General features: G+C 71.3%; 10 protein-coding genes. All 10 read left to right on the top strand.

Annotation, left to right across the window (positions count from 1 at the left end; genetic code table 11):
* Positions 1–163: 163 nt before the first annotated feature.
* The 10 genes from C4V41_RS33840 (at position 164) to C4V41_RS33795 (ending at position 13,289) form a co-directional block, all read left to right on the top strand.
* The gene (locus C4V41_RS33840) at positions 164–1,516 is read left to right on the top strand and encodes a hypothetical protein (RefSeq protein WP_103960050.1); all 1,353 of its coding nucleotides are present in this window, start codon (positions 164–166) and stop codon (positions 1,514–1,516) included.
* Between the two features lie 245 nt (positions 1,517–1,761).
* Positions 1,762–4,401 (top strand): MGH1-like glycoside hydrolase domain-containing protein, encoded by a 2,640-nt coding sequence (locus tag C4V41_RS33835; RefSeq protein ID WP_146103892.1) that lies wholly within the window; start codon positions 1,762–1,764, stop codon positions 4,399–4,401.
* A gap of 342 nt (positions 4,402–4,743) precedes the next feature.
* The gene (locus C4V41_RS33830) at positions 4,744–5,256 is read left to right on the top strand and encodes a flavin reductase family protein (RefSeq protein ID WP_103960048.1); all 513 of its coding nucleotides are present in this window, start codon (positions 4,744–4,746) and stop codon (positions 5,254–5,256) included.
* Between the two features lie 14 nt (positions 5,257–5,270).
* A complete protein-coding gene (locus C4V41_RS33825) occupies positions 5,271–6,182 on the top strand; it encodes a glutathione S-transferase C-terminal domain-containing protein (protein ID WP_103960047.1) in 912 nt (303 codons plus the stop codon).
* Positions 6,179–7,498 (top strand): NtaA/DmoA family FMN-dependent monooxygenase, encoded by a 1,320-nt coding sequence (locus tag C4V41_RS33820; protein ID WP_103960046.1) that lies wholly within the window; start codon positions 6,179–6,181, stop codon positions 7,496–7,498. The genes C4V41_RS33825 and C4V41_RS33820 overlap by 4 nt, the downstream gene beginning before the upstream one ends.
* Positions 7,495–8,670: an LLM class flavin-dependent oxidoreductase gene (locus C4V41_RS33815; protein WP_103960045.1), complete on the top strand. Its 1,176-nt coding sequence runs from the start codon at positions 7,495–7,497 to the stop codon at positions 8,668–8,670. The genes C4V41_RS33820 and C4V41_RS33815 overlap by 4 nt, the downstream gene beginning before the upstream one ends.
* Positions 8,667–9,698: an LLM class flavin-dependent oxidoreductase gene (locus C4V41_RS33810; RefSeq protein ID WP_103960044.1), complete on the top strand. Its 1,032-nt coding sequence runs from the start codon at positions 8,667–8,669 to the stop codon at positions 9,696–9,698. Before C4V41_RS33815 ends, C4V41_RS33810 begins: the two co-directional genes overlap by 4 nt.
* Positions 9,695–10,792 (top strand): LLM class flavin-dependent oxidoreductase, encoded by a 1,098-nt coding sequence (locus C4V41_RS33805; RefSeq protein ID WP_103960043.1) that lies wholly within the window; start codon positions 9,695–9,697, stop codon positions 10,790–10,792. The genes C4V41_RS33810 and C4V41_RS33805 overlap by 4 nt, the downstream gene beginning before the upstream one ends.
* The gene (locus tag C4V41_RS33800; protein WP_235030534.1) at positions 10,789–12,387 is read left to right on the top strand and encodes an ABC transporter substrate-binding protein; all 1,599 of its coding nucleotides are present in this window, start codon (positions 10,789–10,791) and stop codon (positions 12,385–12,387) included. The genes C4V41_RS33805 and C4V41_RS33800 overlap by 4 nt, the downstream gene beginning before the upstream one ends.
* Entirely contained in the window at positions 12,384–13,289 is a 906-nt protein-coding gene (locus C4V41_RS33795) for an ABC transporter permease (RefSeq protein WP_103960041.1), read from the top strand. Before C4V41_RS33800 ends, C4V41_RS33795 begins: the two co-directional genes overlap by 4 nt.
* Positions 13,290–13,292 lie beyond the last annotated feature (3 nt).

The raw sequence follows: 13,292 nt of genomic DNA, 5'->3' as shown, positions 1-13,292 counted from the left end.
GCGTTGTCTCAGCATCGAGTCTCGCCATGCGACGGCTCCCCTCGGGTGCCCACAGCGTCGCCGCGCCCTCGGAGCCGGTAATCACCCACTGCGGGTGAGGGCCCTTCCTCCGTCAAGCCCTTCGGCGTATGAACGAATCATCGTCCACCGGAGGTGATGACCGATGCGCCGTCGGAGCCTGACCCTGTCCGCCATGGCACTGTCCGTCGTGCTGCTCGGCACCGGCCTCGGCACCGCGGCGGACGCGACGACCGGTGACCGGGTGCCGGACGACCAGCCGCTGCCCGGCTACACGATCGACAACCCGCCACTGGCGCCCGCGACGGTCGGTGGGCGGCCGAGCCGGGTCGTGCAGGGCGTGCACGGTCACGCCGCCTTCGACATCGAGGTGCCGCCCCGGTGGAACGGCTCGCTGCTGATGTGGGCCCATGGGTACCGCGGCCCCACGCGCGTGCTCACCGTGGACCCGCCCCCGTACGGCTTACGCCAGCGGCTCCTGGACCAGGGCTACGCCTGGGCATCGTCCTCGTACTACGGCAACGACTACGACGTGCGCGCCGGGGTGCGGAGCACTCGTGACCTGGCCGATCACTTCAGAAGGGTGATCGGCAAGCCGCGGCGGACCTTCCTGGCCGGGGTGTCCATGGGCGGGCATGTCACGGTTCGCTCGCTGGAGGAGTACCCGGGTTATTACGCCGCGGCCCTGCCCATGTGCGGGGTGCTCGGCGACCACGAGCTGTTCGACTTCTTCATCGACTACCACCTCGTCGCGCAGGACCTGGCGGACGTGCCCGCGTTCCCGTTCCCCGCGGACTACCTGACCTCGGCCGTACCGAAGATCAAGGAGCGGCTGGGGCTGACCGGGCCCGAGCCCGCGAACGCGCTGGGCGAGCAGTTCCGTGCCATCGTCGTCAACCAGAGCGGCGGTGAACGCCCCGGAGCGCAGGCCGCCTTCGCGTACTGGAAGGACTTCCTGTTCGAGCTGGCCGGTCCGGACGAGGGCGGCACGCTGGCTCAGGAACCGGGCAGGGTGGGCACGAACCTCGGCACGCGCTACCGTCCCGCCGTGCCCGTCAACGTCAACGTCACCGTGCGGCGGGTGCCGCCCGTGGACGCGGCGGCCCGCAGGACGCAGCGGCTGACCGCCGTGCCCGTCGTCTCCGGCCGGATCGATGTGCCCGTGCTCTCGCTGCACAACCTGGGCGACAACTTCGTGCCGTTCTCCATGGAGCAGTACTACCGGGCCGACGTGTCCCGGCACGGGCGCGGCGGCCTGCTGGTGCAGCGGGCGATCCGGTCGGTGGGGCACTGCGAGTTCAGCGATGCCGAGGTCGGCGCCGCCTGGGACGACCTGGTCCGGTGGCAGCGCGGCGGCCCCCGCCCCGCCGGTGACGACGTGACCGACCCGGCCACGGTGGCGAACCCGGTGTACGGCTGCCGCTTCACCGACCCGGCGGCTTGGCCCACCGGCACCCGCCCGCTCTTCGCGGCCTGCCCGTCACCAACGGGAGGCTGAATGGGCATCCCCGCGCAGCCGTCCTGGGTCATCGCGCGCCCCCGGATCACCGAGCGGCTGCGCAAGGGGACGCGCGGCCCGCTGACGGTGATCACCGGGCCACCGGGGGCGGGCAAGACCATCGCCGCGATCTCCTGGGCGGCCGAGGGCGAGGCGCCGGGGCCGATCGCGTGGGTAGCGTATCGACGCGCTCGGCCTCGAACTCATCGAGGTACGGCAGCTACCACCTCAGACGGGAACCGGACATGGACGCTGAACGAGCACGTTTGCAGCAGACCGAGTCGGCCTGGAAGCGATGGGGCCCCTACCTCGCGGAACGCCAGTGGGGGACGGTCCGCGAGGACTACAGCCTGTCCGGCGACGCGTGGTCGTACTTCCCGCACGACCACGCGCGGTCGCGGGCGTACCGGTGGGGCGAGGACGGCCTCGGCGGAATCAGTGACGACCAGCAGCGGCTGTGCCTGTCGGTGGCGCTGTGGAACGGACGCGACCCGATACTCAAGGAGCGCCCGTTCGGGCTGGCCAACCAGGAGGGCAACCACGGCGAGGACGTCAAGGAGCACTACTTCTACCTCGACAGCACGCCCACCCACTCCCGGATGCTCTACCTGTACAAGTATCCGCAGGCGCGCTTCCCGTACAACGACCTGGTGACCGTCAACCGGGAGCGCGACAAGAAGGCGTTCGAGTACGAACTGCTCGACACCGGCGCCTTCGACGGCGACCGCTACTTCGACGTGTTCATCGAGTACGCCAAGGTCACGGCCGAGGACCTGCTGATCGAGGTGCGCGCGGTCAACCGGGGGCCCGAGGAGGCCACGCTGCACGTGCTGCCGACTCTGTGGTTCCGCAACACCTGGTCCTGGGGTGACGGCTCGGCCAAGCCCAGGCTGACCACGCCGGGCCCGGGGGTCGTCCAGGCGGAGCACGCGGACCTGGGCACGTACCGGCTCCACTGCGAGGGCGGCCCGCCGCTGCTGTTCACCGAGAACGAGACGAACCACGAACGCGTCTTCGGCGGACGGAGCGCCTCCCCGTACGTCAAGGACGCCATCGGCCGGTGCGTGCTCAACGGCGAGCAGGACGCCGTGAACCCCGAGCACACCGGCACCAAGGCCGCGGCCCACTACGTCCTGACGATCCCGGCGGGCGGGACGAAGACCGTACGGCTGCGGCTGGCCGCCGGTCAGACGCCGGAACCGTTCGGCCAGACGTACACCGACGTGCTGCGCGAGCGGCGCGAGGAGGCCGACGCCTTCTACGCCGGGATCACCCCGCCGGGCACGAGCGACGACGAGGCGCTGGTCATGCGGCAGGCGCTGGCGGGCCTGCTGTGGTCGAAGCAGTATTACCACTACGACGTCGGCCTCTGGCTGAACGAGCACGGCCTGGACCCGTGGAGCCGCACCACGCGCCGCAACCACTCCTGGTACCACATGTCCAGCAACGACATCATCTCCATGCCCGACAAGTGGGAATATCCCTGGTTCGCCGCCTGGGACCTGGCCTTCCACACCGTCGCGCTGGCCGTGGTGGATCTCGGCTTCGCCAAGGAGCAGGTGGAACTGCTGCTCAACGAGCGCCACCTGCACCCGAACGGCCAGATCCCGGCGTACGAGTGGAACTTCTCCGACGTCAACCCGCCGGTGCAGGCGTGGGCGGCGGACTTCATCTTCAACCTCGAACACACCCTGACCGGCCGCACCGACCTGGACTTCCTGGAGCGCGTGTTCCAGAAGTTGCTGATCAACTTCACCTGGTGGGTCAACCGCAAGGACCCCGAGGGCCGCAACGTCTTCCAGGGCGGCTTCCTCGGCCTGGACAACATCGGCGTGTTCGACCGCAGCGCCGACCTGCCCACCGGCGGCCGGCTGGAGCAGGCCGACGGCACCGCCTGGATGGCCTTCTACAGCCAGTGCATGCTGCAGATCGCCCTCACGCTCGCCCCCCGCAACCCGGTCTACGAGGAGATGGCGGTCAAGTTCGCCGAGCACTTCCTGTGGATCTCCGCCTCGATGGATCGCGTCGGCGACCTCAAGGAGGAGATGTGGGACGAGCGGGACGGCTTCTTCTACGACGTGCTGTTCCTGCCCGACGGCAGTGCCGAACGGCTGCGGGTGCGCTCGCTCGTCGGGCTGCTGCCGCTGTGCGCCTCGACCACCTTCATCGACACCGGCGGGCCGCACATCGCCAGGGTGACCGAGCGCGTGCGGGAGTTCGTCGGACGGCATCCCGAGCTGTCGGGGCTGGCGAGCCAGGACCAGGCGCGGGAGGGGCGGGCGCTGCTGTCGCCGCTGGACGAGCGCAAGCTGCGGATCCTGCTCAGCCGCCTGCTGGACGAGGGGGAGTTCCTCAGCCCGTACGGCATCCGCTCGCTGTCCCGGCACCACGCCGAGCACCCGTACGAGTTCTGGGTGCGCGACGAGTGCCACCGCGTCGCCTACCTCCCGGCCGAGTCCGACTCCGGGATGTTCGGCGGCAACTCCAACTGGCGCGGCCCGATCTGGTTCCCCACCAACGCCCTCATCATCAGGGCCCTGATCCAGTTGCACGCCTTCTACGGCGACTCGTTCACCGTCGAGTGCCCGACCGGCTCCGGCACCAGGATGACCCTGTTCCAGGTGGCCAACGAGATCTCCGACCGGCTCACCAGGATCTTCCTGCGCGACACCGCCGGGAACCGCCCGGTGTACGGCGGCCAGCAGCGGTTCCAGCAGGATCCGCACTGGCGTGACCTGGTCCAGTTCCACGAATACTTCCACGGCGACAACGGCGCCGGGCTCGGCGCGGCCCACCAGACCGGCTGGACCGCCCTGGTCGCCGCCTTCTTCGTGCTGTTCCGCATCCCAGGCGGCCCGGACACGCTGGAATCCGGGCACGGCTGACAAGGACCGGTGAGGGTCGTCACGACCCTCACCGGCCCTACGGTGATTTCCGCTAAAACAAGTAGGAAATATTGACTTATCCGGATTCGCGGCTTAGCGTCGATGACATGAGCAAGGGCTCCCGACTCACGAAGCGCTCCCACGTGGACTTCTGCCACGTCGCCAGCGCACAGTGTCGTTGATCACGGACTAGTCCGCCTCCCCGGCGTGGACCCACGCCGCCGACTCCTTCTCCCCGCTCCCGTCGAGCGGCGTGAGCATGCCTTCTCCCGTGAGGAACTCTCTCGTGATCGTGTCATCAGTGACCTCGGACCACCGCGCCCTCCGGACGGGGGTGCCCGCATGACCGACACACTCCCCGACAGGGTGGTCGCCGCCGACCAGTTCAGGCAGGCGCTCGCCGTACACGCCAGCGGAGTCGTGGTCATCACCGCCCAGAGCGACGGCATCCCCGTCGGGCTCACCGCCACCTCCTTCTCCTCGGTCAGCCTCGAACCGCCCCTGGTCTCCTTCTACGTGGACCGTTCCTCCACCACCTGGCCCCAGCTCGCCGCCGCCGACCACTTCGCGGTCAACATCCTGGCCAGCGACCAGGCCGAGCTGGCGTCGCGGTTCGCCCGCAAGGACATCGACAGGTTCGGCGCCCCCACCCGGTGGCGGCCGGGACCGCTGGGCGCCCCGCTGCTGCGCGACGTCTCCGCGCACCTGGTCTGCCTGCCGTACGAGCGGGCCGAGGTCGGCGACCACCTGCTGGTCGTGGGCCTGGTGGCCGAGGCCACCGTGCACAACACCGGCCGCCCGCTGCTCTACCACCAGGGCCGTTTCGGCCGATTCCTGGCCCACCCCGAATCCTGACCCCGGAGAACCTCGTGCCCGCAACAGCACAGACCCGGGTCTACGCGACCCCGGTCGACCACACCGCGTACGGCCACTACGGGCCCGGCCGCCTGCACCTCTCCCCGGACTGGAACCGCCCCGTCTACCCCTTCCAGGGCCGGATCACCGCCGACGGCTCCAGCGGCTTCCCCGCCGAGCCGGGCCGCTACCACCTCTACGTCGCCTGGGTCTGCCCCTACGCCCAGCGCGCCGTGATCGTCCGCGGGCTCAAGGGCCTGCAGGACGTGGTCTCGCTGTCCTACGTGGACGACGAGCGCGACGGCCGGGGCTGGGCGTTCCGCGAGCGCAGGGGCCCCGACCCGGTCAACGGCTTCACGCTGCTGGAGCAGGCGTACGACGCCACCGAGAAGGGGTACGGCGGCCACGTCTCCGTGCCCGTGCTCTGGGACCGGCGGACCGGCACGATCGTCAGCAACAACTTCCCCGACATCACGATCGACCTGGCCACCCAGTTCGAGCTGTGGGCCGACACCACCGTCCAGCTCTACCCCGACGCGCTGCGCCCGGAGATCAACAAGCTGAACGGCTGGATCTACCACGACATCAACACCGGCGTCGGCCGCGTGGCCCGCGCCGCCACCGAGGCCGACCGCGAGCAGGAGCGCCACCGGGTCGTCGCGGCGCTCGAACGCCTGGATGAGCGCCTGGCCGAGCAGCGCTTCCTGACCGGCGACACGATCACCGAGGCGGACGTGCGACTGTGGGTGACGCTGGCCAGGTTCGACTCCCACCACAACCGCGATGAGCTGATCAGCGAGCGGGCGCTGACCGACTTCGAGCATCTGTGGCCGTACGCCCGCGACCTGTACCAGCGGCGGGCCTTCCGCGACACGATCGAGGGCCTGCCGGTCACCTGGGACGCCCGGCACGGGCGGGGCCGATGACGCGCAAGCGGATCCACCTGGCGGCCCACTTCCCCGGTGTGAACAACACGACCGTGTGGACCGACCCTCGCTCCGGCAGCCAGATCGACTTCGCCTCGTTCGTCCACCTGGCCAGGACGGCCGAGCGCGGCAAGCTCGACTTCTTCTTCCTCGCGGAAGGGTTACGGCTGCGCGAGCTCAAGGGCCGCATCCACGACCTCGACGTGGTCGGCCGCCCGGAGTCGCTGACCGTGCTCAGCGCCCTGGCGGCCGTGACCGACCGGCTCGGCCTGGCCGGCACCGTCAACGCCACCTTCAACGAGCCGTACGAGCTGGCCAGGCGCCTGTCCACGCTCGACCACCTGAGCGGGGGCCGGGCCGGCTGGAACGTGGTGACCACCTCCGACGCCTTCACCGGCGAGAACTTCCGGCGCGGCGGCTACCTCGACCGGGCCGACCGGTACGAGCGGGCCGCCGAGTTCGTCCGCCTGTCACGCGAACTGTGGGACTCCTGGCGACCGGACGCGGTCGCCGCCGACCAGGCGGCCGGGCGGTTCGTCCGCGAGGGCGCCATCGGCACGGTCGAGCACCAGGGCGCGCACTTCTCGATCGGCGGCCGGTTCACGCTGCCCCGGAGCCCGCAGAACCATCCGGTCATCATCCAGGCGGGCGACTCCGCGGAGGGGAGGGAGTTCGCCGCCGCCCACGCCGACGTCATCTTCACCGGCCACGGCACGCTGGAGGACGGCCGCCGGTTCTACGCCGACGTCAAGAGCCGCCTGGCCGGGTACGGCCGCGAGCCGCACCAGCTCAAGATCATGCCCGGCGTGACGTTCGCGCTGGGCGACACCGAGGAGGAGGCCGCCGAGAACGCGGCGGAGATCCGCCGCGCGCAGGTCGGGCCGCAGACCGCGATCGCGTTCCTGGAGCAGGTGTGGGGTCGTGACATGTCGGCTTACGACCCGGAAGGCCCGCTGCCGGACCTCGATCCGGACCTGTCCGACGGCGTCTCCCAGGGCCGGGTCGCGATCAAGGATCGTGCCGCCGTGGCCGCCAAGTGGCGGGCGCTGGCCGAGGAGAAGAGCCTGTCGATCCGCGAGCTGGTCATCGAGGTGACCGGGCGGCAGACGTTCATCGGGACGCCCGCGACCGTGGCCCGGCTGATCGACGAGCACGTGCAGGCGGACGCCGCCGACGGCTTCATCCTCGTGCCGCACCTGACGCCGGGCGGGCTGGACGAGTTCGTGGACCGGGTGGTGCCGCTGCTGCAGGAGCGGGGCGCCTTCCGTACCGACTATGCCGGCACCACCCTCCGTGACCACCTGGAGCTCGCATGATGTTGCACCTGGCCGTGGCGCTGGACGGCGCGGGCTGGCACCCCGCCGCCTGGCGCGATCCGGCCGCCGCCCCGGAGGCGCTCTTCTCGGCCCGGCACTGGGCGGGGCTCGTGGCCGAGGCCGAGCGGGGGCTGCTCGACTTCGTCACCATCGAGGACGCGCTCGGGCCGCAGTCGAGCCTGCCCGACGGGTTCGACGACCGCACCGATCACGTGCGGGGCCGGTTCGACGCGGTGCTGCTCGCGGCCCGCCTGGCCCCGCTCACCAGCCGGATCGGCCTGGTGCCGACCGCCACCACCACCCACACCGAGCCCTTCCACGTGGCACTCGGCATCGCCACCCTCGACCACGTCAGCGGCGGCCGGGCGGGGTGGCGGCCGCAGGTCTCCGCGCGGGCCTCCGACGCGCGGCACTTCGGCCGCAGGGCGTTCCCGCCGCTCGACCAGGTGCTGAACCGGCCCGGTGGCGCGGACCTGTCCGCGGACCCGCACGTGCGCGACCTGTTCGCCGAGGCCGCCGACGCGGTCGAGGTGGCGCGCCGGCTCTGGGACAGCTGGGAGGACGACGCCGAGATCCGCGACGTGGCCACCGGCCGGTTCATCGACCGGGACAAACTCCACTACATCGACTTCGAAGGCCGCTTCTTCTCGGTCAAGGGGCCGTCGATCACGCCCCGGCCGCCGCAGGGGCAGCCGGTGGTGACCGCGCTGGCGCACGCGCGGCTGCCGTACGAGTTCGCCGCGAGCAGCGCCGACGTCGTGTACGTCACGCCGCGGTCGGCCGAGGACGCCCGCGCGATCGTCGAGGAGGTCAGGAAGCTGTCCGGCGAGCTGAAGATCTTCGCCGACCTGCTCGTCTTCCTGGGCGAGGACGCGGCCAGGCGCAAGGCGCGGCTGGACGAACTGGACGGGGCCGAGCTCGTCTCCGACGCCGCGATCTTCGCCGGCACCCCGGCGGAGCTGGCCGAGGTGCTGCTGGAGTGGCGGCGGGCCGGGATCCAGGGCTTCCGGCTGCGTCCCGGCACGCTGCCGTACGACCTGACGCGGATCACCCGCGAGCTGACGGCCGAGCTGCGGGGGCGGGGGGCGTTCCGGCACGAGTACGAGGCCACCACGCTGCGCGGACTGCTCGGCCTGCCGCACCCGGCCAGCCGCTACGCGGAGGTGTCATGAAATTTCTAGCCATCACGCTGATCGTCCACAACGACGACCGATCGCCCACCGAACGCTTCCGCGAGGTCGTCGAGAACGCCGTGCTGGCCGAGGAGCTCGGCTTCGACGGGTTCGGCGTGGGGGAGCGGCACGAGCGGCCGTTCATCTCCTCCTCGCCGCCGGTGGTGCTCTCCCACATCGCGGCCAGGACGTCCAGGATCCGGCTGTTCACCGCGGTCACCACGCTGAGCCTGCTGGACCCGGTGCGGGCGTACGAGGACTATGCCACGCTCGACCACCTGTCGGAGGGCAGGCTGGAGCTGATCATCGGCAAGGGCAACGGCGCCGCGCAGGCCCAGTTGTTCCACGTCACGGCCGAGGACCAGTGGGAGCGCAACCGCGAGTCGTACGAGCTGTTCCGGCGCCTCTGGCGGGAGGACAAAGTCACCTGGGAGGGGCGATTTCGTCCGCCGCTCGTCGAGGCCGAGACCTGGCCGCGGCCGTCGCAGCGGCCGATCAGGGTCTGGCACGGCAGCGCCACCAGCAAGGAGTCGGTGGACCTGGCCGCCAGGTACGGCGACCCGCTGTTCTCCGCGAACGTCACCAACCCCATCGACCCCTACGCCGACCTGATCGACCACTACCGCGAACGCTGGGCGTACTACGGCCACGACCCGGCCGCCGCGCTGGTGGGGGCGGGGACGGCGGGCTACTACGCGGCGAAGACCTCGCAGGAGGCCATCGCCACCTACCGGCCCGTCTATGACGCCCGCGTCGCGTTCCAGCGGAAACTCGGCCTGCCGATCGTCTTCCCGACCCTGGAGGACGCCATCGAGCGGAGCTCGATCCTGGTCGGCAGCCCGGACCAGATCGTGGACAAGGTGCTGCGCTACCACAAGAGGTTCGGGCACGAGGTCATGCACCTGCACGCCGACGCCGACGGGCTCACCCGGAAGGAGCACCGGAGCGCGCTGGAGCTGTTCCAGGCCGAGATCGCGCCCGTGCTGCGGGCGGAGATCCCCAGCAGGCCCCTTGGAGGTGGCTCGTGACCCTGTCGATCCTCGACCTCGCCCCGATCACGTCGGGGGGCACCGCCGGCGACGCGCTCAGGAACACCATCGACCTCGCGGTGCGGGCCGAGCGGTACGGCTACCGCCGCTACTGGCTGGCCGAGCACCACTTCGCGCCCGGCGTGGCCAGCTCGGCCCCGGCCGTGCTGATCGCGCTGGTGGCGGCGGCCACGTCCACGATCCGGGTCGGCTCCGGCGCCGTGCAGCTCGGGCACCAGACGCCGCTGGCGGTGGTCGAGCAGTTCGGGCTCATCGACGCGCTCTACCCGGGTCGCGTCGACCTCGGCATCGGCCGCTCGGGCCAGCGCCGCGCCGAGGCCACCCGGGTCGAACCCGCGCCGGTCGAACCCGCGCCGGCCCGGGTGGTCGACGGGCTGCTCATCCCGAAGCCGTTCGACTGGTCGCAGCTCGCCAAACACCCCCATCTCGCCCACTACGCCACTCTCCTCCAGCAGCCGGGCGCCCAGACGCCCGACTTCGCCGACCAGATCGACGACGTGCTCGCCTTCCTGGCCGGCACGCACTCAGCGCACGCCGTCCCCGGCGAGGGCGCCGACCTGGAGGTCTGGCTGCTGGGCAGCAGCGGCGGCCAGAGCGCCCAGGTGGCCGGCGAGCGCGGGCTGCCGTTCGCGGCCAACTACCACGTCAGCCCGTCCAGCGTGCTGGAGGCGGTCGAGGCGTACCGGGAGGCGTTCAAGCCCTCGGCCGCGCTGGCCGAGCCGTACGTGATCGTCTCGGCCGACGTGCTCGTCGCCGACGACGAGCCCACGGCCGCGCGGCTGGGCAAGGGCTACGACCTGTGGGTACGCAGCATCAGGACCGGGGCGGGCGCGATGCCGTACCCCACCCCGGAGGAGGCCGACGCCCACGTCTGGACCGAGGCCGACCGGGAGCTGGTCAAGGACCGGATCGACACGCGCTTCACGGGCACGCCTGAGCAGGTGGCCGAGGGGCTGCGCGTGCTGCGCCGGGTGACCGGGGCCGACGAACTGCTCGTCACCACCATCACCCACGAACACGAAGACCGCGTGCGCTCGTTCGAGCTGCTCGCCGACGCCTGGAACCGCCCGTGAAGCGCCTGACCCCCATCCTTCTCGTCGCCGTGCTGTCCGCGTGCGGCGCGCAAACCGCCCAAACTACGCAGAATGCCACGCTGACCTGGGCCGTCGAAACCCAGCCGATCACGCTGAACCCGCAGTTGTGGTCGCAGAACAAGGCCAGGCTGCTGGTGTTCAACCAGTTCGACGCGCTCATCTCGCGCGGCGAGGACGGCTCGTTCCAGCCGTGGCTGGCCAAGTCGTGGGAGGCGTCGGACGACGGGCTGACCTACACGCTCGACCTGCGCGACGACGTCACCTTCCACGACGGCACGAAGTTCGACGCCGCCTCCGTCAAGGCCAACCTCGACCAGTTCCGCGTGCCGGGCTACAACCCGGCGGTGGCCGCGATCCAGCTCAAGGCCCTCGACGAGGCGGAGGTCGTGTCGCCGTACCGGCTGAAGCTCACGCTCAAGGAGCCGGACGCGCTGTTCCTCGACTTCCTCGCCTCGCCGTACGCCGGGCAGGTCTCCCCGAAGTCGCTCAAGAGTGCCAAGGACCTGAAGTTCGGCGGCCCCGACCTGGTCGGCACCGGGCCCTTCATCCTCGACCGGTTCGTCCAGGGGCAGGAGCTCCACTACCGCCGCAACCCCGCCTACCAGTGGCCGCCCGCCGGCGCCGCGCACCAGGGCCCCGCCTACCTGCCCGAAATCACCTACCGTTTCCTGCCCGAGGCCGCCGTCCGGGTGGGCGCGCTCACCTCCGGCCAGGTGCAGGTCATCGAGGGTGTCCCGGCCACCGAGGTCGGCCTGATCAAGAAGGACCCGGACCTTACCCTCCAGACCTCACTGAACTCCGGCACCGCCTACTCCTACTACTTCAACACCTCCCACCCGCCCTTCGACGACCAGCGCGTACGAGAGGCGTTCCGCGAGGCCGTGGACGTGGACGCGGTGCTGAAGTCCGTCTACCAGGGCACCGCCACCAGGGCGTGGAGCATCGTCGGCGAGAAGAGCCCCTTCTACGACGGCACGCTGAAGGGCACCTTCGGCGGCGACCTGGCCAAGGCCAACTCCCTGCTCGACGCGGCCGGCTGGGGACAGCGCGACGCGGAGGGCTTCCGCGTCAAGGACGGCAAGCGGCTCACGGTCCGCGAGGTCGCCTCCGCGCCGTTCGTCCGCGATCGCAGGGACATCCTGTCCCAGGCCGTCCAGGCCCAGGTCAAGCAGAACGCCGGCATCGACTTCCAGGTCAGGATCGTCGACCAGGGCAGCGCCCAGAAGGCCCTGGAAGAGGACCAGTACGAGATCTTCGGCAACTCCCGCGGCGACTCCGACGCGGGCGCCGCGCTCAACCTGATCCTGCCGGAGAAGGGGGCCATCAACCGCACCCACTTCGCCGACCCCCGGGTGGACAAGTGGCTGGCCTCCGCCTCGGCCACCTCCGACCAGGCCGAGCGCAAGGAGCTCTACGCCAAGGTGCAGCGGGCGGCCGTGACGGAGAAGGCCATCGTGTTCCCGATCTACGTGCCCGCCGACCAGGTCGCCGCGCGGAAGAGCGTGCGGGGGCTCGGCTTCGACCCGGCGTCCGGCACCCCGGCCGGCGCCTACGACGTCCGGATCGGCACGTGATCAGGCGGCTGGGCGCCGGGCTGGCCGTGCTCTGGGCCGCCGCCACGACCTCGTACGTCGCGCTGCTGCTCGCCCCCGGCGACACCGTCGACATCCTGGTCGGCGACGGCCCCGACACCCCGGAGATCCGGGCGCGGATCGTCGCCGAGTGGGGGCTCGACCGGCCCGAGATCGTCCAGTACGTGGCCTACCTGTGGCGGCTGCTCCACGGTGACCTGGGCCGGTCGTACCAGTTGCAGCGTGGCGTCGGCGAGATCCTGGCCACCCAGGTGGGGCCGACCGCGCAGCTCACCCTGGCGGCGGCGGCCGCCGGGGTGGCGCTGGCGGGGATCATCGCCGTCGTCACGGCGGGGCGCGGCCGGTGGCTGCGCGGCGCCGCCTCGGCAGCCGAGCTGGTGTCGGTGTCGGTGCCGCCGTTCCTGATCGGGATCGTGCTGCTGTCGGTGTTCTCGTTCACGCTCGGCTGGTTCCCGGTCTCCGGGGCGCAGGGGCCGGCCGCGCTGGTGCTGCCCGCGCTCGCGCTGGGGCTGCCGATCGCGGGCGTCCTCGGCCAGGTGCTGCGCGGAGGGCTGGAGCGGGCGCTGGAGCAGCCGTTCGCGGTGACGGCACGGGCGCGCGGCCTTACCGAGCGCGCCCTGGTCGCCCGGCACGCGCTGCGGCACGCCCTGATCCCCGCCGTGACGCTGGCGGGCTGGTTCACCGGGACGCTGCTGGGCGGCGCGGTGATCACCGAGATCCTGTTCGGCCGGCCCGGGCTCGGCCAGGTGGCCATGCAGGCGGTGACGGGCCGCGACATGCCGGTCGTGATGGCCGTCGTCCTGCTGTCGGCCATCGTGTACGTCACCATCAGCACCCTCCTCGACCTGGCCTACCGCGCCATCGACCCCCGAATAAGGGGCTGATCG

This window comes from Nonomuraea solani (assembly GCF_900108335.1).
Lineage (GTDB): Bacteria > Actinomycetota > Actinomycetes > Streptosporangiales > Streptosporangiaceae > Nonomuraea > Nonomuraea solani.
The sequence above is the reverse complement of the archived record's forward strand: the minus strand, read 5'-3'. Positions and strand labels throughout refer to the sequence as shown.

Coding starts and splice junctions, on each gene's coding strand:
- C4V41_RS33840 (WP_103960050.1), top strand. CDS start 164: ATGCGCCGTCGGAGCCTGACCCTGTCCGCCATGGCACTGTCCGTCGTG.
- C4V41_RS33835 (WP_146103892.1), top strand. CDS start 1,762: ATGGACGCTGAACGAGCACGTTTGCAGCAGACCGAGTCGGCCTGGAAG.
- C4V41_RS33830 (WP_103960048.1), top strand. CDS start 4,744: ATGACCGACACACTCCCCGACAGGGTGGTCGCCGCCGACCAGTTCAGG.
- C4V41_RS33820 (WP_103960046.1), top strand. CDS start 6,179: ATGACGCGCAAGCGGATCCACCTGGCGGCCCACTTCCCCGGTGTGAAC.
- C4V41_RS33815 (WP_103960045.1), top strand. CDS start 7,495: ATGATGTTGCACCTGGCCGTGGCGCTGGACGGCGCGGGCTGGCACCCC.
- C4V41_RS33810 (WP_103960044.1), top strand. CDS start 8,667: ATGAAATTTCTAGCCATCACGCTGATCGTCCACAACGACGACCGATCG.